The 24568-nt window shown below is 72.0% G+C and carries 11 protein-coding genes and 2 pseudogenes; 9 read left to right on the forward strand and 4 right to left on the reverse strand.

What is annotated here, in order from left to right; all coding sequences use genetic code 11:
- Positions 1 to 37 precede the first annotated feature (37 nt).
- The gene (locus HUT18_RS22070) at positions 38 to 1162 is read left to right on the forward strand and encodes a GuaB3 family IMP dehydrogenase-related protein (protein ID WP_176102304.1); all 1125 of its coding nucleotides are present in this window, start codon (positions 38 to 40) and stop codon (positions 1160 to 1162) included.
- 139 nt (positions 1163 to 1301) lie between these two features.
- Here the strand turns inward: HUT18_RS22070 and HUT18_RS22075 are convergent, their stop codons facing one another.
- Complete coding sequence (locus HUT18_RS22075; protein ID WP_176102305.1) at positions 1302 to 1916, reverse strand: hypothetical protein; 615 nt, start codon at positions 1914 to 1916, stop codon at positions 1302 to 1304.
- 100 nt (positions 1917 to 2016) lie between these two features.
- Positions 2017 to 3270 (reverse strand): nucleotide sugar dehydrogenase, encoded by a 1254-nt coding sequence (locus tag HUT18_RS22080; RefSeq protein WP_176102306.1) that lies wholly within the window; start codon positions 3268 to 3270, stop codon positions 2017 to 2019.
- Positions 3271 to 3585: 315 nt separating this feature from the next.
- Between HUT18_RS22080 and HUT18_RS22085 the strand changes: the two genes are divergently transcribed.
- A complete protein-coding gene (locus HUT18_RS22085) occupies positions 3586 to 5292 on the forward strand; it encodes a glycerol-3-phosphate dehydrogenase/oxidase (protein ID WP_176102307.1) in 1707 nt (568 codons plus the stop codon).
- 418 nt (positions 5293 to 5710) lie between these two features.
- On the opposite strand, the pseudogene HUT18_RS22090 reads toward HUT18_RS22085, so the two are convergent.
- Positions 5711 to 6753: pseudogene (locus HUT18_RS22090) on the reverse strand (serine hydrolase domain-containing protein).
- 138 nt (positions 6754 to 6891) lie between these two features.
- Between HUT18_RS22090 and HUT18_RS22095 the strand changes: the two are divergent.
- Positions 6892 to 7761 (forward strand): annotated as a pseudogene (locus tag HUT18_RS22095) (serine/threonine-protein kinase); the annotation flags it as partial.
- A 2772-nt stretch (positions 7762 to 10533) separates the two neighbouring features.
- On the opposite strand, the gene HUT18_RS22100 reads toward HUT18_RS22095, so the two are convergent.
- Complete coding sequence (locus HUT18_RS22100; protein ID WP_176102308.1) at positions 10534 to 11316, reverse strand: hypothetical protein; 783 nt, start codon at positions 11314 to 11316, stop codon at positions 10534 to 10536.
- 577 nt (positions 11317 to 11893) lie between these two features.
- Between HUT18_RS22100 and HUT18_RS22105 the strand changes: the two genes are divergently transcribed.
- From HUT18_RS22105 to HUT18_RS22130, 6 genes are all read left to right on the forward strand, one after another.
- Positions 11894 to 15094 (forward strand): protein kinase, encoded by a 3201-nt coding sequence (locus HUT18_RS22105; protein ID WP_176102309.1) that lies wholly within the window; start codon positions 11894 to 11896, stop codon positions 15092 to 15094.
- A 209-nt stretch (positions 15095 to 15303) separates the two neighbouring features.
- Positions 15304 to 16845 carry a serine/threonine-protein kinase gene (locus HUT18_RS22110; RefSeq protein WP_176104717.1) on the forward strand — a complete coding sequence of 514 codons (1542 nt, stop codon included), beginning with the start codon at positions 15304 to 15306 and terminating at the stop codon, positions 16843 to 16845.
- A 174-nt stretch (positions 16846 to 17019) separates the two neighbouring features.
- Positions 17020 to 18666 carry a serine/threonine-protein kinase gene (locus HUT18_RS22115; RefSeq protein ID WP_176102310.1) on the forward strand — a complete coding sequence of 549 codons (1647 nt, stop codon included), beginning with the start codon at positions 17020 to 17022 and terminating at the stop codon, positions 18664 to 18666.
- A gap of 195 nt (positions 18667 to 18861) precedes the next feature.
- Complete coding sequence (locus HUT18_RS22120; RefSeq protein WP_176102311.1) at positions 18862 to 20715, forward strand: serine/threonine-protein kinase; 1854 nt, start codon at positions 18862 to 18864, stop codon at positions 20713 to 20715.
- A 281-nt stretch (positions 20716 to 20996) separates the two neighbouring features.
- Positions 20997 to 22628, forward strand: a complete 1632-nt coding sequence (locus HUT18_RS22125) for a succinic semialdehyde dehydrogenase (RefSeq protein WP_176102312.1) — start codon at positions 20997 to 20999, stop codon at positions 22626 to 22628.
- A 98-nt stretch (positions 22629 to 22726) separates the two neighbouring features.
- Positions 22727 to 24565, forward strand: coding sequence for a GMC oxidoreductase (locus HUT18_RS22130; protein ID WP_176102313.1), 1839 nt, complete (start codon positions 22727 to 22729; stop codon positions 24563 to 24565).
- The last annotated feature ends 3 nt before the right edge of the window (positions 24566 to 24568 follow it).

A 24568-nucleotide genomic window follows, 5' to 3' on the forward strand; every position in this document is an offset into this window, starting at 1 on the left:
GCCGGTGGCGCAGAAGCGATGAGGAAAGGCCACACACGTGACTGAGATCGAGATCGGGCGCGGCAAGCGCGGCCGCCGGGCGTACGCCTTCGACGACATCGCCGTCGTCCCCAGCCGCCGTACGCGGGACCCGAAGGAGGTCTCGATCGCCTGGCAGATCGACGCCTACCGCTTCGAACTGCCCTTCCTGGCCGCCCCGATGGACTCCGTGGTCTCCCCGCAGTCCGCCATCCGCATCGGCGAGCTGGGCGGCCTCGGCGTGCTCAACCTCGAAGGTCTGTGGACCCGGCACGAGGACCCGCAGCCGCTGCTCGACGAGATCGTCGGCCTGGACGAGGACACGGCCACCCGGCGCCTCCAGGAGATCTACGCCGCTCCCATCCGCGAGGAGCTGATCGGCCGCCGTATCAAGGAGGTGCGGGACTCGGGCGTGGTGACCGCCGCCGCGCTCTCCCCGCAGCGCACCGCCGAGTTCTCCAAGGCCGTGGTGGACGCGGGCGTCGACATCTTCGTCATCCGCGGTACGACGGTCTCCGCCGAGCACGTCTCCTCGGCCGCCGAACCGCTGAACCTCAAGCAGTTCATCTACGAGCTGGACGTCCCGGTCATCGTCGGCGGCTGTGCCACGTACACCGCCGCCCTGCACCTGATGCGCACCGGCGCCGCGGGTGTCCTGGTCGGCTTCGGCGGCGGCGCCGCGCACACCACCCGCAATGTGCTCGGCATCCAGGTGCCGATGGCCACCGCGGTCGCCGATGTGGCCGCGGCCCGCCGCGACTACATGGACGAGTCCGGTGGTCGCTATGTCCACGTCATCGCGGACGGCGGCGTCGGCTGGTCCGGCGACCTGCCCAAGGCGGTCGCCTGCGGCGCCGACGCGGTGATGATGGGCTCCCCGCTCGCACGCGCCACCGACGGCCCCGGCCGCGGTGTGCACTGGGGCATGGAGGCGGTGCACGAGGAGGTGCCGCGCGGCAAGCGGGTCGACCTCGGCACGGTCGGCACCACGGAGGAGATCCTCACCGGACCCTCACACACCCCCGACGGTTCGATGAACTTCTTCGGCGCCCTGCGCCGCGCCATGGCGACCACCGGCTACAGCGAGCTCAAGGAGTTCCAGCGGGTCGAGGTCACCGTCGCGGACTCGCAGCACAAGCGCTGAGCCCCGGCCCGCGCGGCGCCGGCGGGCAGCAGGGCACGGACAGCCGAAGGGCCCGTCACCTCGTGAGGAGAGGAGGTGACGGGCCCTTCGCGGTGCGCGGTGCGCCGCTCAGCGCGATCGCTCAGTACATCGCGGTCGGTCAGTACATACGGGGCTGCTGGATCCCGGGACCGGGGCGTCCGACGCGGCCGCCCGCGAAGGCGGCCACGGCGCCGAGGACGGCACAGCCGATGAAGTAGAGAATGTCCACTCCCACCAGGTTTTCCTTCCAGAGTTCGCTCACGTGGCTGAACTCCTCGAAGAACAGCTCGGTGCCCTGGTCCGAGGTGGCGGTGAGCAGGAGGCAGATGCCCATGATCTGCCCGAAGTACATGGCGACCGGGCCCAGGAGCGCACTGGCGATCGGCATCCCGGGGCTGCGGCCGCCGACCAGGCCCATCAGGAAGCCGAGAGCCGGTCCGAAGAGCAGGCCGAGCCAGCCCACCAGGTGCTCGTCCTCGGCGTCCTCGATGATCACCGCGTACACGAAGAAGAAGATCACGGCGGCGACGAGACCCAGGAAGAAGCCGAGCGCCGGCAGCTCACGGCGACCCGGTCCCTGCGGACCGCCGCCGTACGGCCGGGGCTGGAACCCCTGCGGCGGCCAGCCCTGCTGCGGCGGCGGACCCTGCGGCGGGAAGCCGCCGCCCTGGGGAGGGCCGTAGGGGCCGGGGCCCTGCGGTGGCTGCTGCGGCGGCGGATAGGAGTAACTCATCGGATCCCCCGAGGTGTTCGACTGCGGAATGCACCGCGACTACAAGTCAATTCCGCCGAACGTTAGCACCAGCCTCGGACACCCTTGCCCGGGTGGGATCTCACAGCCGGTGGGCGGCCCCGGTGGGCGCGGCTCCCCGGGTGTCGAGCAGGAGTTGGGCCTTCACGGACAGGCCCTGGAGGTCGTACGTGCGGTGGTGCTGGAGCAGGATCGTCAGATCGGCGTCGGCCACCGCCTCGTAGAGGCCCTCCGCGCGCGGCACCGGGCGTTCGAGGACGCTCCACGAGGGCACCAGCGGATCGTGGTAGCTGACCGAGGCGCCCAGTTCCATCAGGCGCAGCGCGATCTCGCGTGCGGGGGAGTTCTGCTGGTCGGCCAGGTCCGGCTTGTAGGTGACGCCGAGCAGCAACACCCGGGCGGCGCGTGCGGACTTGCCGTGCTCGTTGAGCAGGGCAGCCGCGCGCTGCACCACGTATCCGGGCATGTGGTCGTTGATCTGCTGCGCGAGTTCGACCATGCGCAGCGGGCGGACCAGGTGCGGCGGCCCGGCGAGTTCCTGCGGCACCGCGTGGCCGCCGACGCCGGGCCCGGGCCGGAAGGCGTGGAAACCGAAGGGCTTGGTCTCCGCGCAGCGGATCACGTCCCACAGGTCGACGTTCAAGTCGTGGCAGAGCACGGCCATTTCGTTGACCAGCGCGATGTTGACATGGCGGTAGTTGGTCTCCAGGAGCTGTACGGTCTCCGCCTCGCGCGGGCCGCGGGCGCGGACCACCTTGTCGGTGAGCCGGGCGTAGAAGGCCGCCGCCGATTCGGTGCAGGCCGGGGTCAGTCCGCCGATGACCTGCGGGGTGTTGGAGTGCGAGTGGCTGCGGCTGCCGGGGTCCAGCCTGCTGGGGGCGTACGCGAGGTGGAAGTCGGTGCCCGCGCGCAGGCCGGAGCCCTGTTCGAGGAGGGGGCGCAGGGTGTTCTCGGTGGTGCCGGGCGGGACCGCGGACTCCAGGATCACCGTGGTGTGCGGGCGCAGCCGGGCGGCCAGGGCGCGCGCGGCCTCGGTCACCTGGCCGAGGTCCAGCGGGCCGTGCGCGCTGCGCGGGGTGGGCAGGGTGATCACCGCGGTACGGACCCGGCCGAGTTCGGCAGGGTCGGAGGTGGTGCGAAAACCACCCGCGAGCATCCGGCGCAGTTCGGCGGGGCTGAGGGTGCCGGGGTCGAGACGGTCGGCGGCGGGGGCGCCGGAGGGCGCGGGCGCCCGCCCGGGGTCGTAGCCGATGGTGGGGATCCCCGCGGTGACCGCCGCCTGGGCGAGGGGCAGGCCGAGGTGGCCGAGTCCGATGACGGCGAGGTCTGCGGGCATGTCGAGGGCCGTCCTTCCCAGTAGCCGGAGCGCTGACTGTGCGCAAGTCCTGTGGACAAGGTGGACCAGCGCACTGTCACACTAGGAGTAAATATGACCCAGTTTGTGGGATTGATTTGGTGGAAATCGACGTGTCTCGTCGGCGTGTGGGCCGAATGCGCGCCCCGCCCGCACCGGGTCGGCGCCGGTTGTCCACAGGCGCCGAGCGCGTAGTGGCTGAACCATGGCAGTCCGGTCAGAATTTGGGCATGGCGGATGTGCGTCCGGGCACACGCGACGGGGTGTGACCGAGGCGGCGGACGACGGGAGACAGCGGTGAGGACAGCGGCAATGGGCCCCGAGCAGCGGGCCGAGGCACTCGCGGCAATGGCCGAGCGGGAACTCGACGTACTGGTGGTGGGCGGCGGCGTGGTCGGCGCGGGCACCGCGCTGGATTCCGCCACACGCGGACTGAGCACCGCGATCGTCGAAGCGCGCGACTGGGCCTCCGGCACCTCCAGCCGCTCCAGCAAACTCATCCACGGCGGGCTGCGCTATCTGGAGATGCTGGACTTCGCCCTGGTCCGTGAGGCACTCAAGGAACGCGGTCTGCTCCTGGAACGCCTCGCGCCCCACCTGGTCAGCCCCGTGCCCTTCCTCTACCCCTTGCAGCACAAGGGCTGGGAGCGGCTGTACGCGGGCTCCGGCGTCGCCCTCTACGACACCATGTCGATGGCGCGCGGACACGGCCGGGGGCTCCCCGTGCACCGGCACCTGAGCCGCCGTCACGCCCTGCGGGTCGCCCCCTGCCTGAAGAAGGACGCCCTGGTCGGCGCCCTGCAGTACTACGACGCCCAGATGGACGACGCCCGCTACGTCGCCATGCTCGTCCGTACCGCCGCGGCCTACGGCGCGCTCACCGCCAACCGCGCCCGGGTCACCGGCTTCCTGCGCGAGGGCGAGCGGGTCGTCGGCGCGCGCGTCCAGGACGTCGAGGGCGGCGGGGAGTACGAGATCCACGCGAAGCAGGTGGTCAACGCCACCGGAGTGTGGACCGACGACACCCAGGCGATGGTCGGCGAGCGCGGCCAGTTCCACGTCCGGGCCTCCAAGGGCATTCACCTCGTGGTGCCCAAGGACCGCATCCACTCCACCACCGGACTGATCCTGCGCACCGAGAAGTCCGTGCTCTTCGTCATCCCCTGGGGCAGGCACTGGATCGTCGGCACCACCGACACCGACTGGGACCTCGACAAGGCCCACCCCGCCGCCTCCAGCGCCGACATCGACTACCTCCTCGAGCATGTGAACGCGGCCCTCGCCGTTCCGCTGACCAGGGACGACGTCGAGGGCGTCTACGCCGGTCTGCGACCGCTGCTCGCCGGTGAGTCCGACGCCACCAGCAAACTCTCGCGCGAGCACACCGTCGCCCACCCGGTGCCCGGGCTCGTGGTCGTGGCGGGCGGCAAGTACACGACGTACCGGGTGATGGCCAAGGACGCCGTCGACGCCGCCGTGCACGGGCTCGACCAGCGGGTGGCCGAGTGCGTCACCGAGGAGATCCCGCTGCTCGGCGCCGAGGGCTATCCGGCCATGTGGAACGCCCGCGCCCGGATCGCCCAGCACGCCGGGCTGCATGTCGTACGGGTCGAGCATCTCCTCGGCAGGTACGGCTCGTTGACCGAGGAACTGGTCGCTCTGATCGCCGAGGACCCCTCCCTCGGTGCCCCGTTGCAGCACGCCGACGACTATCTGCGTGCCGAGGTCGTCTACGCCGCCTCGCACGAGGGTGCCCGTCACCTCGACGACGTTCTCACCCGCCGTACCCGGATCTCCATCGAGACCTTCGACCGCGGCACCCGCAGCGCACAGGAGGCCGCCGAGCTGATGGCGCCGGTGCTCGGCTGGGACAAGGACCAGATCGCCAGGGAGGTGGAGCACTACAAGAAGCGGGTCGAGGCCGAACGAGAGTCCCAGCGCCAGCCGGACGACCTCACGGCCGACGCGGCGCGGCTGGGGGCGCCGGACATTGTGCCGTTGTGAGGGGTGGATGGGGCGTGGCGGGAGGGGGGCTGGGCGCTGGCCGTTGGGAGTTGGGAGTTGGGAGCTGCGCGTTGCGTCGGCGTGACGGCTGATGCCGCCTGGCTCGGGGCGTTGGGCATCGTGCGGGTGTGACGGGCGGCGCGGTGCGGCTCGGTGTCGAGGGGCATCGTGACGGTGTGAAGGGCGCGCTGTCGGCCGGGGACGGGGCTCGTGGGACCGAGGACGGGGCTCGTGCGGCTGTGAACGGGGCTCGTGCGGCCGGGCACAGGGTCTGTGCGGTGTGAACCGGGCGGTGGGCTGTAACCGGGCCGTGCGGTGATGTTGGCCGTGAGGTGTCGCTGAGATGGCTCGGTTCGCGGTGTTGAGGGGCGGGGTGGGGTGGGGTGGGAGGGGGAGGGGGGAGGGGGAAAGCCGGGGCTCAAGGAGTGCTCGGGCAGAACTCGGCCGCCAGCAGGGCGCGTTCCGAAGCACGGTCGACCGGGGCGTCGGAGTTGAGCCGGAAGGTGAGGACCCGGCTGCCGTCCGCGCTGGCCGCGGTGCGGACGTAGCTGCCCGTGATCCGGCCGTTGTGGCCCCAGACGGTGCGCCCGCACGGCAGCTTGCTGGGCATCAGGCCGAGTCCGTAACGGCCTTCGGCGGTACGGGTGTTCAGCATGGCGCGCAGGATGCGCGCGGGCAGCAGCTCGCCGCCGAGGAGCGCGGCGTAGAAGCGGTCCAGGTCGGCGAGCGTGCTGACCAGTTCGCCCGCGGCACCGGCGACGCGCGGGTCGAGCCGGGTGACGCGGCGGCCGTCGGCGGTGTACCCGGCGCTGTGCGGCGCGGGCAGCCCGGTGCGCGCGCCGGGGAAGGACGTACCGCGCAGCCGGAGCGGACGCAGTATGCGGCGCTCGGCCTCGGCGGCGTACGGGCGTTGGGTGAGGTGCTCGACGACCATGCCGAGGAGTACGTAGTTCGTGTTGGAGTAGGCGAAACGGCCGGGGCGGAAAGGGGGATGGGCCAGGGCGAGTTGTACGGCGCGCAGCGGGCGCACGGGTACGCGGCCCGCGGTGTCGCGGGTGTAGTCGGGCAGGCCGCTGGTGTGGCTGAGCAGGGCGCGCAGGCTCAGGCGCCGACCGTCTGGCCGTTGCCGCGGATCAGGCCCGGCAGATGTGTGTCCACGGTGTCGGACAGTGACAGGCGCCCCTCGGCGGCGAGTTGGAGGACCACGGTGGCCAGGAAGGTCTTGGTGATGCTTCCGGCGCGGAAGTGGTCGGCCCGGCCGATGGCCGGGGCGGTGGCGGCGAACCGTGTGTCGCCCTCCTCGCGGGCGAGCAGCGCGGCGGCCGGGGCCTTGCCCTCACCCGTGAGCGCGGGGAGAGTGGCGTCGGTGGCAGTGGTCCGGCGGACCGGGGCGCTGCCCGGGAGCAGGACGGCGAGCACCACGGTGAGCACCGCGGCCGACAGGGTCCGGGACCGGATCATGAGCGGTTCCTGGCGTTGTACGGCGGGGGTTGCCCATCATGCGGGACGACCGACCCTGCGGCGCCGTCCGGTCTTCGGGTAAGGGACAATGGTGGCACTTTCGGGGCGGGTTGCGGAGCAAGGGCACAGAGGGGACTCATGTCGGAGGCGGAGCAGACGGGGGCAGCCCGTAAGGAAAAGCGGGAACGTCTCCTCGCCGGTCGCTACCGGCTCCAGGACGTGCTCGGCCGTGGCGGCATGGGCACCGTGTGGCGGGCCCAGGACGAGACACTCGGCCGCGCGGTGGCGGTCAAGGAACTGCGGTTCCCCTCCGCCATCGACGACGACGACAAACGCCGTCTGATCACCCGCACCCTGCGGGAGGCCAAGGCGATCGCGCGGATCCGCAACACCAGTGCCGTGACCGTCTACGACGTCGTGGACGAGGACGACCGGCCGTGGATCGTCATGGAACTCATCGAGGGCAAGTCCCTCGCGGATGTGATCCGGCACGACGGTGTGCTCGGCCCGCGCCGGGCCGCCGAGGTCGGCCTCGCGATCCTCGACGTGCTGCGCTCCGCGCACCGCGAGGGCATCCTGCACCGCGATGTGAAGCCCTCCAACGTCCTGATCTCCGAGGACGGCCGGGTCGTCCTCACCGACTTCGGCATCGCCCAGGTGGAGGGCGACCCCTCGATCACCTCCACCGGCATGCTCGTCGGCGCCCCCTCCTACATCTCCCCGGAGCGCGCACGCGGCCACAAGCCCGGCCCCGCCGCCGACCTGTGGTCGCTCGGCGGTCTGCTCTACGCGGCGGTGGAGGGCGGCCCGCCGTACGACAAGGGCACGGCCATCGCCACCCTCACGGCCGTGATGACCGAGCCCGTCGAACCCCCCAAGAACGCGGGCGAGAAGCTCACCGAGGTCATCTACGGCCTCCTCGCCAAGGACCCCGCCCAACGCCTCGACGACGCAGGCGCACGCTCCCTGCTGACCGCGATCGTCAGCGCTCCCGAGCCCGCGCCCGCCCCGCCGACGGACCGTTCGACCCACCATCTGCGGATGCCGCCGCTGCCGACCCGGCCGCCGGGCGACGCGGTGCGCGAGGCTTCGGCGCGGACGGGTGGGCGCGGGAGCGGCTTGGGTAACGGTGGTGCGGACGACGGCGGCCCCGGTGGTCGCGGCGCGGCTTCTTCGTCCGGCTCATCCGGCTCATCCGGTGCATCTGGTTCGCCCGGGGCGAGTGCTGGCGTCTCGCCTTCGTCTCCTTCCTCGCGGTCTTCCTCCAGCTCTTCGTCGGCCCCCGCCTCCTCTGCCGCCTCTGGCTCGGCGTCGGCCGCTGCTTCGGCCGCCGGGTCCGGTTCCGCGACCGGCAAGCGTTCCGAGGAGGTCGCCGAACGTCTGCGGGGCGCGTTGCGCGTGGTGCGCAGGGCGGCGGGCGGCTCCGGTGAGGGGCGGAACAAGTCGGGGGCGAAGTCCGGAGCGAAGTCCGGTGCGGCTGAGGTGAGTTCGGGCACGGGCGCGGAGTCCGGTGCCGCCGGAATGGGTGCGGGTGCGGAGAGGCGCTCGGATACGGGACCGGAGGCGCCGAAGAAGCCGAAGGCACGTCCGCGTACCGGTTCACGTTCGCCCCGGTCGAGTTGGGGAGTCGCCGGTACGAGTGACGTGGGGGCCGATCGTGAGCCCGTGCGCCCTGAGGCCGCCCCGGAGTCCAACGACGAGGTGACGGCGCGGGGTTCGGGCGACGTCGCGCAGACTGCCGTGCTGCCGAGTGTGGGTGGCACGGCCGAGGGTGCCTCTGCTGAGGCGGCGCCCGAGACGGAGGTGCTGCCCACCGTTGCCTCGGGGGCTGACGCGACTCCTGCGGACGCGGCGCCCAAGGACGAGGTTCCGACCGCTGACAAGACGGCGGCGAGCGAGCCGTCCGAGGACGCTGCCGCTTCCGGGCCGACGGTCTCCGGGGACGGGGTCGCCGCAGACGCGGTTCCGGTGTCCTCGCTCGTCGACGAGGCGTTCGGACCTTCGCCGATCGCAGCCAAGTCCCTTCTGGGCAAGGCGGGTTCGAAGTCGGACGGCACGGATGGTGCGAAGTCCGGGGTTGGGACCGAGCCGGAGCCGGAGCCGGGGTCGGCGTCGGCTGCGTCCAAGGTTGAGCCGGGCAAGGGCAGCGGTGGCAGCGGTGCGGAAGCCGGTGGTGATACGGAGGCCGGTACGGGTACGGCTGAGGGCGCCACGGGGGCAACCGCTACGGACGCCGCGTCCGGGGCTACGGATCCCGGCGAGTCCGGTGACGCCGACCAGCCGAAGGACGCGTACCAGAAGGCCGCGGTCCCGGGCGGGACGCTCGTACTCGGTTCTGTAGCCGGGGCGGCGGCTGCCGGTGGCGGTCGAGTGGGAGGCTTGGGCGAGGAAAGCCCGAGTGCTTCGGAAAGCTCGGGCGGATCGGAAAGCTCGGGCGACGCGGGCACGGGCACGGGCACGGACGCGGACGGTGCCGCGAAAGGCGCGGGCAGTACGGCAGGTGCCGAGCGTGCGGCGAGCGGCGAAGCCGCAGGGGAGAGTGGCACGGCTGCTGCCGGTGGCAAGCCAACGGGCGCCGACGGAAAGGCTGTTGCGGCAGCCGCCGGGGCCGCGGCTGCCACGTCGGCCGCTGATCCCCGCACCATGCACCTCGGCCAGGTCGGCGGCAAGTCCTCGGCGTCCGCTCCCTCGGCACCCGCTCCCTCGACAACCGCTCCCGCTCCCTCGGCTTCGGCGTCCACGGCCGCTGGGAGTGCGGCGAAGCCGGATGTCCGTACGACAGCGCTCTCGGCGGTGAAACAGGACTCCGGCGCCGCACAGGGCACCGCGGCCACTGCCGCCGGAACGCCCGCCGACCCCACAACCTCCGCCACCAGCAGAGAGGTTGGCGCAGGCGCAGGCGCAGGCGCAGGCGCAGGCGCAGGCGCAGGGTCCGGGGCTTCGGTGGCCGGGGTTTCGCGGCGCACGCTTGTGATCGCGGCCGTCATCGTGGCGCTCGCGGTGCTGGGCACCGTGCTGGGGCTGGCGCTGCGGGACGGATCGGACGGTACGGACAAGGACTCCGGTGACAAGAACAGCTCCGCGGGGGTGAGTTCGGGCGGCGGCGACTCCGGTGGTCAGGGCGAGGAGTCGGGTCGTAACGGCGGATCGGAGCAGGAGAACGGCGACAGCGGCGGGAAGACCGACGGCGGAACCGGCGAGGACGGCGACCAGGGCGAGGACGCGGGCGAGGGCCACGACCCGGGCCGCACCGGTGGTTCGGGCCCGGGCGGCGGAGGCATCGAGGACACCGTCACCCGGTACCGGCACCCGCAGGGCTTCTCCATCGGCCTTCCGCAGGGCTGGAAGTACACGTCGACCAGCAAGGCCGGAGCGCACTTCCAGGGCCCGCGCGGCCAGAAGCTGCTGATCGGCTGGACCGGTACGCCGAAGGACAACCCGGTCGTCGACTGGCGCAACCAGGAGAAGTACATGTACCGGTCGGAGTACCGGCGCATCCGGATCGAGCCGGTCGGCTTCCGCGGCTGGGAGACGGCCGACTGGGAGTTCACCTACGTCGACAAGGGCGTCAAGTACCGCTCCATCGACCGCGGTTTCGTCGTGAACTCCCGGCTCGGCTACGCCCTGATGTACACGGCGAAGGACGCCGACTGGAACACCGACCAGCGCCGCGACACCTGGCGCGTCTTCACCCGGACCTTCACTCCGAAGTCCTGAAGCCCTGAGTCCTGAGCCCAGGACCTCGGCCCTGAGGGCCTGGGCCGGGCCCCGGGTCCCGGCTCAGCCCCCTCCGCTCAGCAGACGTGCCCCGTCATGGTCGTCGACCAGCGCATGCCGGCGGATATGTGCTCCAGGTAGCTGTCGTCGGTGACCCTCACGGTGATCTCCACGTAGGGGAGCGCGGGGAAGAGACGGTCGCGCAGGACGTCCCAGATGTCGTAGTCGTCGAGGTCGGCGGGGCCCGTCAGGGAGCTCGGGGTCCCAGGGTTGGTCCGGGTTCTGCGCCGCCGCGACCTCACTCAGCAACGGGACGTTCTGGTACGGCCCCACGTCGTACGAGGCCACGATGTCGGCGGCGCGGCGGGAGAACTCCTCGGCGTTGCCGGGGGTCATGACGTAGTGCGAGACGCCGTCGTAGCCGCTGCCTCCGCTCAACTCGTAGACGTCCGCCGCCTTGCGCCGGGGTTCGAGGACGCTGCTGCCGTCCTCCGTGAGCAGGTAGCCGTCCTTGGTGACCCGCACGGTCCGGCCGAGGACGAGCTCGTAGAGGCGTGCGTACTCGCTCCTGCGCCGCATGCCCGCCACGGCGTCCTTCCCCTGCTGCTCGGACCAGGGGTTCCTGTCCCAGCCGTGGTCCTCGTTCCTCGCCAGCTCCTCGGAGTTCTCGTCGTCCTCGTCGCGCAGGAAGCCGTTGTCCAGGTGCCACCAGACGTCCACAAGCAGGGACAGCGGGAACACGGGCTCCTTCGGTGCTAACGGGACGTCGGGGTTGATGAGGTGCACCCTTCCCCGCAGGGTCGGGCCTTCGATGGAGTCGACGGAGACGGTGAAGATGGTGGTCATGCGGTTGCGCCCCTTCGGTTGGCTGCGGTCACGGGATTCACGTGGTGCGGCGTGCCGCGAAGTTGGTGTGCTCGGCCACGGCTGTGTGCGGTCCGCCGTGGGCCAAGGCGATCGGATGTGGTGGTCGCGCTTGATCGCCTGTCCTTTCGGAGAGTAGGCGCGATCACTGACATTCGTGCCCTGCGTCACACGGGTCAGTCGGTGGGAGACAGGCCCCACGGATCCCCGGGACTCAGAGACCCAGGGACCCGCACTCCCAGGGACTGGCAGACCCCCGACCGCCCCTACCATCCGATGCCGATTCGGGGTTGTCTGGAGCGGTGCAGGGAAAGTTGGGGAATGCCGAGGCCGCACAGCGGCGGGTTGGTTCCGGGCGTCCGCCCGGGCGACCACGGGTTCCGTACGGCGGACCGGAGCTGTTTTCCGGTCGGGTACGGAAGTTGTGGGATCCGTTCGGTGTGCGGTAGGGCTGGCACGTATCGTGAACCCTTGCGGACCGTCTGCATCCACAAGGGGCGCGGGGACGAACGGAATTGACCGGGACGGGTGGACCAGCCGTTCCCGTGGGGGAGGCGACATGGAGGAGTACGCGGGCCGGGTGCTGGCCGAGCGCTATCGCCTGCCGCTGCCCGTTTCCGGTGGGTACGACCCTTCCCAGACCCGGGCCTTCGACACCTACAGCGGTCAGGAAGTCCTGGTCCGGCACGTTCCGTTGCCGGAGGTGGTGGAGGCCGAACTGCTCGCGCCGGACGGGGCGCAGGCAGGGCACGGCCGACGTACGAGTCCGGGACGCCGGGAGACGGCGCCGCGCGAGGTGGCCGATCCGGTCGTACGACGGGCGATCGAGGCGGCCCAGGCAGCCGCTCAAGTCCCCGACCACCCGCGGCTCGACCAGGTCTTCGACGTGTTCGCCGAGGACGGCGCCCTGTGGATCGTCAGTGAGCTGGTGCCGGCCCGCTCGCTGGCCACCTTCCTCGCCGAGGCCCCGCTCTCGCCGTACCGCGCCGCCGAAGTGGCCGCCGACGTGGTCACCGCGCTGCGCGCCCTGCACGCGCACGGCTGGGTCCACCGCAACATCACCCCGCGTACGGTGCTGATCTGCGACGACGGACGGGTGATGCTCACCGGCCTCGCCGCCGGAGCGGCCGAGGAAGCCCTGTGCGGCTACGACCCTCGCCCCGAGCCCACCACGGACGAGCCCGAGCCCCACGAGCCGGGCCCCGGCGAGTCCACCGCGCCTGGCTCCACGGCCGCAGGTCCCGCAACCGGCCACCGTGCGCTCGACGGTGGCGCCCACCCGCACCCGGGCGCCGCTCCCACGACCCGGGACAACCAGTCTCGCGGCGAGGCCCCTCCGTTCGGAGAAGGCCGCCCGCCTGCCGACAGTCGCCCGCCTGCCGACGGTCGCCCGTCTGCCGACAGTCGCCAGTCCGCCGACGGCCGCCCGCGCGCCGGATCCGCGATCGCCGCGTACCACGCGGGAACCCGCGCCGTGATGCGCCTCAGCGAGGAGAACCTCGCCAACCACGCGGCCCGCAGCGGGAACCAGGCCCAAGAGAACCCTGCCCAAGGGAACCAGGTCCAAAGGGACCAAGCCCAAAGGGACCAAGCCCAAAGGGACCAAGCCCAAACGGATCAGGGCGGCAGCCAGGGCGGCGAGCAGCACAGACCCTCCGCCCCGGGCCCCGACCCCTCCAACACCCCTGCGCGACCCGGCGACTTGGGCGACTCCGTCACGCCGCCGCCCGGGCAGATCGCCGACCCGTACGGCGTGCACGGCGCCCCGCGACCGTGGCACGGTTCGGTCCCGCGCGCGGGTCACGCGGCCGCACCCGCTCCGGGAGCGGGCGACCCGGACCGTACGGGCCAGCGACCCGGCCCAGCGGCCGACGACGGCCGCCCCGACCGGCCGGACAGCCGTCAGGAGCACCCCGGCAGTGGCCCCGGTGCCGGCGTCGGCCCCGGCCACCCCGGCACCGGTATCCGCCCGCCCGCCCCTCGCTCCTCCACCGGCCTGCCGCCCCTGCCGGTCGGCTGGGACCCCAACCCGGCCCAGGACAACCGGTTCTCGACCCCCAACCCCGCCCAGGACAACCGGCTCTCCGGCCTCACACCCGGCAGCGGCCACCCTGATGCGCGCCCGGCAGCCCGCCACCCTGAACCCACTCCCGGCCGCCACCCCGAACCCACCTCCGGCCGCCACCCCGACACCGCCCCCGCACCGGCGGCCCCGGGCACCCGTACCACCGCACCCGCACCCGCACCCGCATCTGCCCTCACCCCACCGGCCAACCCCCACCCCCCAACCCCCCGTTGGGACTCCCCGGCCCCCCGCCCTCCCCGTCGAGGCCCCGCCACCGCGCTCGCCGCCGAGCGGGCGCGGCAGGCGCGGATGACGTTGATCGGGCCGGTGACCGAGCGCTGGGCGCCCGAGCAGGCAGTGCCGGTGCACGAGAACTGGCAGTTGGCCGCGCCGATCGGGCCCGCTACGGACCTGTGGGCGCTCGGCGCGCTGTTGTTCCGTGCGGTGCAGGGGCATGCGCCGTATCCCGAGGAGAGCACCGGGGAACTGGTGCAACTGGTCTGTGCGGAGCCGCCCGCCTTCGCCGAGGAGTGCGGGCCGTTGCGGCCGGTGGTGGAGTCGCTGCTGCGCCAGGACCCCACCGAGCGGCTCGACTTCGAAGAACTGCGAGGCTGGCTGCGGTCGTTGGTGCGGTCCGCGCCGGAGCCCGAGGCCGGTGCGCAGGTGGTCGCGGGGCCGCCCGCCGACCCGCATCTGCTGCCCATCAAGCGGCGGCGCGGTGAGCTCGTCCGCAGGTGGCGCCGGCGTGGTGCGGCGGGGTCCGCGCGGCACAGGCGCGCGGCCGCCCGCAAGGCGGAACAGCCGCCGCACGAGCGGCACGAGGCGCGCGAGCACGCACCCGTGACGGAGAAACCGCGCGGGCCGGTACGCGAGCGCCCCGCACGTGAGAAGCGCGAGCGGGCGATCCGCGAACCGCGGACACCGCGCGAGCCGCGCATCGGCAACAGCAGGGGCGGCGGCAAGAGCAGGAACGCCAACCGGTCCGGTGGCGAGCCCCGTTCGCTGGGGCGGACGCTGCTCGTGCTGATCCTGAGCGCGCTGGTCGCCGCGGTCGTCTTCGCGATGATGTTCCTGCCGGAGGCCGAGGACGACAAGGGCGGCGCCGGGCCGAAGCCCGCCGAATCGGTGGGTCAGCAGCCCGGGCCGACCGAGCAGGAGCAGCCCGGGGAGGGCGGCGACGACCGTCCCTCGGATCCGGCGACCCCCGGCTCCGAGCAGCCGCAGAACTCCAGCCCGGAGCTGCCCGCCGGATTCGTGCTGCGCAAGGACGACGAGGGCTTCCGGGTGGGCATGCCCGAGGGCTGGCAGCGCGCGGCGAAGAACGGGCACGGCCAAGTCCTGTACACCAAGGGCGAGTTCACCCTGCTCGTCACGCCGGGCCGGGACAGCACCGCCACGTACGGGGACGACCCGATGACGTATCAGCGGGAGCGGGAGTACGAGTTGCAGCCCTTCCGCGACTCGACCTGGGCCACCTCCAGCGGGATGCGCAGCATCGACGTCGGCGGGCGGAAGATGGCGGAGGGCCAGTTCACCTGGCAGGAGTCGGACGGCCGTGAGGTCTACGTACGCAATCTGGCGATGGTGTTCGGCGGCCGGTACCACGTACTGCAGATCCGCGGTCCCGAGACCGAGCGGGACGAGGTGACCCGGCTCTACGAGGCGGCCTCGGCGAGCTACCGGTACACCGGCTGAATGGGACGGCCAGTCGGTGCGGGACTCAACTCCCGTAAGAGAAACGGTGTTTGACGGGGGCACAAACCCTCCGTCCGGTGAACTCCCGTGAACGTGCGGCGGGAGAACCGTCACAGTGCGATCTCCTTGCGGGGCGCCGTGTTCCCCCGGCCGGGCACGGGTACTTAGGCTTGGCTCGTCAAGACCATTTGCGGGGGAACGTGAACCAGATGCAGGGCCTGCTCCTCGGCGGCCGTTATCGGCTGGGCGAGTCCATCGGCAGGGGCGGTATGGGCCGCGTGTGGCGCGCGCACGACGAGTTGCTGCACCGGGCCGTGGCGGTGAAGGAGCTGACGGCGGCCCAGTACGCCGCCGAGGCCGACCGCGCCGTCCTGCTCATCCGCACCCAGACCGAGGCGCGGGCCGCTGCCCGGATCAACCACCCGGCCGTGGTCACCGTCCACGACGTGCTCGAACATGACGAACGGCCGTGGATCGTCATGGAGTTGGTGGACGGTCCCTCGCTGGCCGACACCGTCAAGGCCGAGGGCAGCGTCGACCCCGTCCGCGCGGCCCGTATCGGCCTGTGGGTACTGCGCGCCCTGCGCGCCGCGCACACCGCCGGAGTCCTGCACCGCGACGTCAAGCCGGGCAACGTCCTGCTCGCCCGCGACGGCCGGGTCCTGCTCACCGACTTCGGCATCGCCCAGGTCGAGGGCGACACCACCATCACCCGCACCGGCGAGATCGTCGGCTCGGTGGACTACCTGGCCCCGGAGCGGGTGCGCGGCGCCGAGCCCGGGCCCGCGTCCGACCTGTGGGCGCTCGGCGCGACCCTGTTCACCGCGGTCGAGGGGCGGTCCCCGTTCCGCCGTACGACGCCGCTGAACACCATGCAGGCGGTCGTCGACGAGGAGGTCGAGCCGACCGAGGTGTCCGGCTCGCTCGGTCCGGTGATCAGCGCGCTGCTGCGCAAGGACCCCGCCCAGCGTCCGGACTCCGAGGAGGCCGAGCAGATGCTCGCCGAGGCGGCGGACGGCCGCCGCCCGGTGGCGGCGCAGATGTACGTGCCCACCCAGTCCACGTCGATCCGGCGGGAGTCGGCCACCCTGCACGGCCCGCCGCCCGCCCCGGTCACGGCCGCGCCGGAGCCGCGCCGCCGCCGCGGCTGGCGGACCGCCCTCGCCGTACTGGTCGCCGCCGCGCTGATCGGCGGCGGCACCGCCGTCGGCCTGCGCCTGCTCGACGCGAAGGAGGGCGGCGGGGCGGACAACAGCGCCTCGAGCGAGCCGACCGGGCCCAAGGAAGGCGAGATACCCGCCGACTGGCGTCGCGTCCACGATGTCAAAGGCTTCTCCATGGCGGTCCCGCCCGGCTATGAACGCCAGACGGACGGCACCCAGGTCGACTACACGGCGGACGACGGCAATCACTTCATCCGGATCGGGGTGGACGAGACTCCCGACTTCGACAACGCGTATCTGCACCAGCTCGACCTCGAACGGTCCACCTCGGGGCTCACCGACTACCGCCGTCTGCGGCTGACCCCCAACTCCTTCGGTGGCGGCGAGGGTTCGCTGTGGGAGTTCACCTGGACGGCAGCGAAGGAGAGGCCGTACCCCGGTCCACGGCGCGTGATCGAGGAGACGTACATCGCCGAGAACGGTGTCGAGTACGCGATCTACATGTCCTCACCGGCCAAGGACTGGGCCACCACCCGCAAGCAGTTCGACGCGGTACTCGCCAGTTGGCGGGTCTCGCCCCCGAGTTGACGACCGGCCCGACGCCGCGGGACAGGCATGATCGAAGCGGGGCCGACCCAGGGGCGCGCCGCTCTCCCCGGGCGCACGCCCGCGCGTAGGAGGCCACCCGCCCGGCCGCTTGCTTCCGGTCACCTCGCATGAGACGCCCCGGGAGTGATCGCGGCGTTGGGGCATGATGGGCGCATGGGGACCGAGGGGGACACCGTCCGCGTCATCGCGGGCCGCTACCGGCTGCGGGAGCGGCTCGGTCGGGGCGGCATGGGCGTCGTCTGGCGGGCCCACGACCAACTGCTCGGTCGGCAGGTCGCGGTCAAGGAACTGGTGCTCGACGAGTCCCTGTCGCCGGAGGAGTCGCGCGAGTGGCGCGACCGCATGCTGCGGGAGGCGCGGGCCGTCGCACAGTTGCGGCATCCGCATGTGGTGGTCGTGTACGACGTGGTGGAGCACGCCGAACGCCTGTACATCGTCATGGAGTTGATCGAGGGCGGCTCGCTCGCGCAGCACGTCTTCGACCACGGTCCGCTGCCCGCCGCCGAGGCGGCCAGGATCGCCCTCGCCCTGCTGGGCGCCCTGCGCACCGCGCACGACTCCGGGGTGCTGCACCGTGACCTGAAGCCCGCGAACGTGCTGCTCGAACCGGCCACCGGGCGGGTCGTCCTCACCGATTTCGGCATCGCTCACGTCAACGGCGCGACCACGCTCACCGAGACGGGGTCCTTCGTCGGCTCCCCGGAGTACACGGCGCCGGAGCGGATGTCGGGCGGGCGTACCGGCCCCGAGTGCGATCTGTGGTCCCTGGGCGCGCTGTTGTGCGCGATCCTCTCCGGTGTCTCGCCCTTCCACCGCGACTCGCTCGGCGGCGTGCTGCACGCCGTGGTCGTCGACGACATCCGCCCGCCCGAACAGGCCGCGCCGCTGCTCCCGGTCGTGCTCGGCCTCCTCGAACGCGACCCCGCGCGCAGGCTGGGCGCCGCCGACGCCGAACGTATGCTGCGCGCCTTTCTGGCCTCCGGCCGCACCCCGGCCGCCGTCGGGCACGGCGGCACCACGGTGGGTCTCGGCACCGGCCCGGCCGAAGGCAAGGGCCAGCCGCCGCGGTTCGGACGGCCGGTCCTGATCGTCGCCGCGCTGGCCGCCGCGATCGCGGGCGCCGGGATCTCGGCCGCCGCGCTGCTCGTCGGCGGCGGCCCCGACTCGCCCGGCTCGCCCGGCAGTTCGGCCTCCTCCACGGTCTCCCTGACCCCCGGCCCGAGCGGCACCGGGCGGCCGAGCCCCTCCGCCTCGGCCGAGCCGAGCGCCTCCGGCTCCGCGACGGCGGGCGGGACCTCGGACCCGGCAGCGGACCCGACGACGGACCCGGCAGCGGACGAGTCCCCGGCCTCGCCCCCGGCCGGATATCTGCACACCCTCGACCCCGAGGGCTTTGCACTCGACATTCCCCAGGGGTACGGACGCAGCGTCGAAGGGCCGCGGATCTTCTACGTCTCCCCGGACGAGGCGATCCGGATCGGAGTCAAGGAGACGGCCCCCGAGGAGGGCGGGCCGCTCGCGGTGGCCGCCCGGTCGGATGCCGCCGGGCCGAAGAACAACCCCGGCTACCGCGACGGTACGGTGACCAGGGCCACACGCGGCCGGTACCCGGCGGCCCGCTGGGAGTTCACCTGGGACGGCTTCTCCGCGGCGGAGGGGCCGCGTCACACTTTCGACCTGTGCTGGGAGGAGGGCGGGCGGATGTACGACGTCTGGGTGTCCGCTCCCCTGGCACGGCTGCGGGAGGCCGAGCGGCACTTCGACACCGCCGTGGAGGGCTTCCGGGCGGACCCCGGCTGACGGGATCCGGCCACTCACCGTGCGGGTGGCGCGCGCGGGACCGGCGACCGGTGCCGGGTCAACCGCGGGGCGGTACGGATCGGGCAGCACCAGGCCTGCCGTACGCACCCCGAAACCAGGGCAAAACGGTATGCCCGGTCACGGCTCTGTGACCGGGCTGGAATCCGTACTGCCGCACGCGATAGAGAAGGATGTATGAGCAACGACGGGGGAACCCCCTACGGGCCCGGCGAGCCCACGAGCTACGGGCTCCAGCCGCCGCGTCCCCAGCACCCACAGGCCCCGGGGCAGTGGCAGGCCGACGGCGCCGCGCACGGGGGTGAGCCCTACGGTCAGCACGGACAGCAGGGCGGACAACAGGGCGAACAGCACGGCCAGTACGGGCAACAGGCCCCGTACGTACCGCAGTCCGAGCAGCAGACGCACTACCAGCAGCACCCTCCGCAGCAGACCGGGCACCAGCCGCCCGGGCAGCGGCAGGGCCCGCCGCGGCCGCCCTCGCCGTTCGCCGCGCCGACCCAGGTGGTCTCCGAGCAGGCGCCGTCCGACCCGGGCTCGGGCCGGCTGATAGCCGGGCGCTACCGGCTGCTCAACAAGCTGGGCCACGGCGGCATGGGCACCGTCTGGCGCGCCAAGGACGAGACCGTGGACCGCGAGGTGGCGGTCAAGGAGCCCCGCGTACCGGACCATCTTCCCGAGCGGGAACGCGCGAACGTCTTCGAGCGCATGCGCCGCGAGGCGCGGGCGGCGGCCCGGCTCGACCACCCGGCGGTGGTCGGCGTGCACGATGTCGCGGTCGAGGACGGACAGCCGTGGATCGTCATGGAGTTCGTGCAGGGGCGCACGCTCGGCGAGGCGCTCCAGGAGGGCACCCTCGGCGCCCGCGAGGCCGCGCGTATCGGCCTTGAGGTGCTCGGCGCGCTCGACGCCGCGCACCAGATGGGCATCCTGCACCGCGACGTGAAGCCCGACAACGTCATGCTCGGCCGCCACGACCGCGTCGTGCTCACCGACTTCGGCATCGCCCAGATCGAGGGCGAGACCAATCTGACCGACACCGGCGGCTTCGTCGGCTCGCCCGAGTTCATCGCGCCGGAGCGTGTGCTCGGCCAGCGCCCGGGTCCGGCGAGCGATCTCTGGTCTCTCGGCGTGGTCCTGTACGCGGCGGCGGAAGGTGTCTCGCCGTTCCGCCGCAACAACACGCCCGCCACCCTGCAGTCGGTGCTCAACGCGACCCCGGCGGCGCCCGCTTCGGCCACCGGCCCGCTCGCCGACGCCATCAACGGCCTGCTGAACAAGGACCCGGCACACCGCCCGTCCGCCGCGCGGGTGCGCGAGCTCCTGGAGAAGGCGGCGGCGCCCACCGCGCCGACCCAGGTGGTACGCGTACCGGGCCCCGGCGGCGGCAGTGGCGGCGTCACGCTCAGCCGCAAGGTGCTGCTCGGCATCGGTGCCGCGGTGGTGGCCCTCGCCGTCGTCGGTGGTGTGCTGCTCAGCAACTCCTCCGGTGACTCGGACGAGTCGGCGGGGCCCTGGAAGAAGGACGTGGCCAAGGGCCTGAACGGCACGGTCTCGGTGCCCGAGCACTACAAGAAGTCGCTGCCCGACGACACCAGCACCGAGCAGAACTGGGTCTGGTACCAGGATCCGAGCGGCGGCATCTGGCTCAAGTACGAGGTCACGTTCAAGAAGGACGACAGCCTGGGCGAGGTCGCGGGCTCGGCGACGGCCGAGGCGTACGACGACGCCGAGGACTTCAAGAAGACCGGCGAGAGCAATCTGGGCATCAGCAGCGACTCGGGCGTCAAGGTCCGTACCGAGAAGACCCAGTACAAGGGCGGGGAATCGGCCGAGAACACGGCCACGTTCGTCGACACCTCGGACAGCGACAGTCCGGTCCCGCGCGAGATCCGGATCTTCTACTACAAGTCGAAGGCCGGGGACATGCACAAGCTGACCATCGGCTACCCGGGCAAGGGCGACTTCACCGAGCGCGGCCGCGAGGTCGCCGACAAGGCGATCAAGGAGCTGGAGATCAGCAAGCTCTGAGGCGCACGTCCGCACCGGCCCGGTCACCCTCGGCGGCGGCCGGGCCGGGTGCGTGCGACGCGTGTGCGAAGTGCGCGGGAATGGCGTGAAACCCCTGTCACCGCTCCGGCACCCACCGTTAATCTTGTGTCGATCCGCACACACCACTCCTTGTACCGAAGGCCTGCTGAGCTCCTGATCAGGCCTGTTGTGCCAGTAACCACTGGCAGAGTGTGGGTGTTGCGTGAATTGCTGTTACCGATGGGTACACAAAGGCCGACTTCAGGAATACCCTCACGCACATGACGGACTCGCAGGCCACCGCACCCCGCCAGGACACCAGCACGTCGACCGGTAACCCGGTGGCGCCCGCCCCCGCGGGTGCCCGTACCGCCGCCGACGTCGTGACCCCGGAGCTGGTCGCCCAGCTCACCAAGGGGGTCGTCGGTTCCGGACACACCTGGAACCATTCGCCGCTGACCGGTAAGAAGCTGGCGGACCTTCCCGAGTCCACGCCCGAGGACGTCGAGACCGCCTTCACGCGGGCGCGCGCGGCGCAGCCGGTGTGGGAGGCCGTACCGGCGCGCAAGCGGGCGGGTGTCCTGCTGCGCTTCCACGACCTGCTCCTGGAGCGGCAGAACGAGATCCTCGACATCATCCAGCTGGAGACCGGCAAGGCCCGGCTGCACGCGCACGAGGAAGTGCTCGCCGTCGCCCTGGCCGCCCGTCACTACGGCCGCAAGGCGCCCGCCTACCTGGCGCCCAAGCGGCACAGCGGAGCGATCCCGGTCCTCACGCACGTCAGCGAGCGGCGCCACCCGCGCGGCGTGGTCGGCCAGATCGCCCCGTGGAACTACCCGCTGGAGCTCACCATCGGCGACGCCCTGCCCGCCTTCGCCGCGGGCAACGCGGTCGTCCTCAAGCCGGACACCGAGACCGCGCTCACCGGCCTGTGGGCCCGGGACCTGATCATCGAGGCGGGTCTGCCCGCCGAGGTCTTCCAGGTCGTCATCGGCGACGGCCCGGTGGTCGGCCCCGAGCTCGTCAAGCGCGGTGACTACGTCTCCTTCACCGGCTCCACCCGTACCGGCCGCGAGGTCGCCAAGGGCGCGGCCGAGCGGCTGGTCGCCGCCTCGCTCGAACTCGGCGGCAAGAACCCGATGATCGTGCTCGACGACGCCGACATCGAGAAGGCCGCCGAGGGCGCCACCCGGGCCTGCTTCTCCACCGCGGGCCAGCTCTGCATCTCCATCGAGCGGCTGTACGTCCACGAGTCGATCGCCGACCGCTTCGTGGAGGCCTTCGCGGCCAAGACCAAGGCGATGCGGCTCGGCAACTCCCTTGCGTACGGCGCCGAGATGGGCTCGCTGGCCAGCGAGCGCCAGCTCAAGACCGTCACCGAGCACGTGGACGACGCGGTCGCCAAGGGCGCCAAGGTGCTCGCGGGCGGGCGCGCCCGCCCGGACCTGGGCCCGTACTTCTACGAGCCCACCATCCTCGACGGCGTCGTCGAGGAGATGACGCTGTGCTCCGAGGAGACCTTCGGCCCGGTCGTCTCCATCTACCGCTTCCGCACCGACGACGAGGCGGTCGAGCTGGCCAACGCCACCCCGTACGGCCTCAACGCCTCGGTCTGGTCGAAGAACGGCGCCCGCGGCCGTGCGCTCGCCGCCCGGGTGCGCGCCGGAACGGTCAACGTCAACGAGGGCTTCGCCCCCGCCTACGGAAGCGTCAAGGCGCCGATGGGCGGCATGAAGGACTCCGGTCTGGGCCGACGGCACGGCAGCGAGGGCATCCTCAAGTACACCGAGGCGCAGACCGTCGCCCACCAGCGGCTGCTGCCGATGGCGCCCTCCTTCGGTCTGGACGACGAGAAGTACGCGGCCCTCATGTCCGTGGGCATGAAGGCGATGAAGGCGCTGCGCCTGCGCTGACAGGCGTGCGGGCCCCCGGCCCGCGACCCGGCGGGGCCGTGCGCGTGTGCCACGGCCCGGCCGAGCCGTGACATTTCTTGATCACAGAGGAGAGCAAGGTGGCACAGGAGAACTCCGCCCAGGCCGCGCCCGCGACGTCCGAGGACGAGCGCGACGACGCCTACGACTACGACGTACTGGTCGTCGGCTCGGGCTTCGGCGGCTCGGTGTCCGCCCTGCGACTGACCGAGAAGGGTTACCGGGTCGGCGTCCTGGAGGCGGGCCGCCGCTTCACCCGCGAGAGCCTGCCCAAGAACTCCTGGGACATCAAGAACTTCCTGTGGGCCCCGGCGCTCGGCTGCTACGGAATCCAGCGCATCCACCTGCTCGGCAACGTCATGGTGCTCGCCGGAGCCGGTGTCGGCGGCGGTTCGCTGAACTACGCCAACACCCTCTACGTGCCGCCGAAGGCCTTCTTCGACGACCCGCAGTGGAAGGACATCACCGACTGGCAGGACGAGCTGAAGCCCTACTACGAGCAGGCGCAGCGCATGCTCGGGGTGCGGCTCAACCCGACCATGACCCCGATGGACGTCCACCTGAAGGCCGCCTCCGAGGAGATGGGCTTCGGCGACAGCTTCCACATGGCACCGGTCGGCGTCTTCTTCGGTGACGGCGAGGACACCGACGGCACGGTGAAGGCGAAACCCGGCGAGGAGGTCGCCGACCCCTTCTTCGGCGGCGCGGGTCCCTCCCGCAAGGCCTGTACCGAGTGCGGCGAGTGCATGACCGGCTGTCGGCACGGCGCGAAGAACACCCTCAACGAGAACTACCTCTACCTCGCCGAGAAGGCCGGCGCGGTGGTGCACCCGATGACCTCCGTGGTCGCGGTGACCGAGGACTCGCGCGGCGGCTACGCCGTCAAGACGCTGCCGACGGACAACAAGCGCAAGGGCCAGGGCCGCACCTTCCGCGCCCGCCGTGTGGTGATCGCCGCCGGTACCTACGGCAGCCAGACCCTGCTGCACCAGATGAAGGACACCGGCCTGCTGCCGCACATCTCCGGGCGGCTCGGCGAACTCACCCGTACCAACTCCGAGGCCCTGGTCGGCGCGCAGACCGACCGCCGCCGCTACGGCAAGCAACACCCGGGCAAGGAACTGGACTTCACCAAGGGCGTGGCGATCACCTCCTCGGTCCACCCGAACGCGAACACCCACATCGAGCCGGTCCGGTACGGCAAGAAGTCCAACTCCATGGGCGCCCTGACCGTCCTCCAGGTGCCGTTCAGCCCGAACGGCAAGCGGGTCACGCGCTGGCTGGCCAACAACGCCCGCCACCCGCTGCTCTTCTTCCGCGCGCTGTCCACCCGCCGCTGGTCCGAGCGCACCATCATCGGCCTGGTCATGCAGTCCCTGGACAACTCGCTGACCACGTACCGCAAGGAAAAGGGCCTGGGCAAGGGCATGCTGACCGCCCGTCAGGGCCACGGTGTGCCGAACCCGACCCAGATCGCCGAGGCGACCGAGGCGGCCAGCGTGATCTCCCATGAGATCAACGGCTTCCCCGGGTCCAACATCGGTGAGCTGACCGGGATGCCGCTGACCGCGCACTTCCTCGGCGGCTGCACCATCGGCGCGGACGCCGAGTCGGGCGTCATCGACCCGTACCACCGTCTCTACGGGCACCCGGGCATCTCGGTCGTGGACGGCTCGGCGGTCTCCGCGAACCTGGGTGTGAACCCCTCGCTGACCATCACCGCCCAGGCCGAACGGGCCATGTCCTTCTGGCCGAACAAGGGCGAGGAGGACACCCGTCCCGCCCAGGGCGGCGCCTACGTACGCGTCGCCGCCGTCGCGCCCAAGGAGCCCGCGGTACCGGCCGACGCCTTCGGCGCGCTGAAGCTGCCCTTCCTCGGCATCCCCGAGGTGCCGAAGAAGAAGGAGACCCAGGGCTAGGTC

This window comes from Streptomyces sp. NA04227 (assembly GCF_013364195.1).
Classification (GTDB): domain Bacteria; phylum Actinomycetota; class Actinomycetes; order Streptomycetales; family Streptomycetaceae; genus Streptomyces.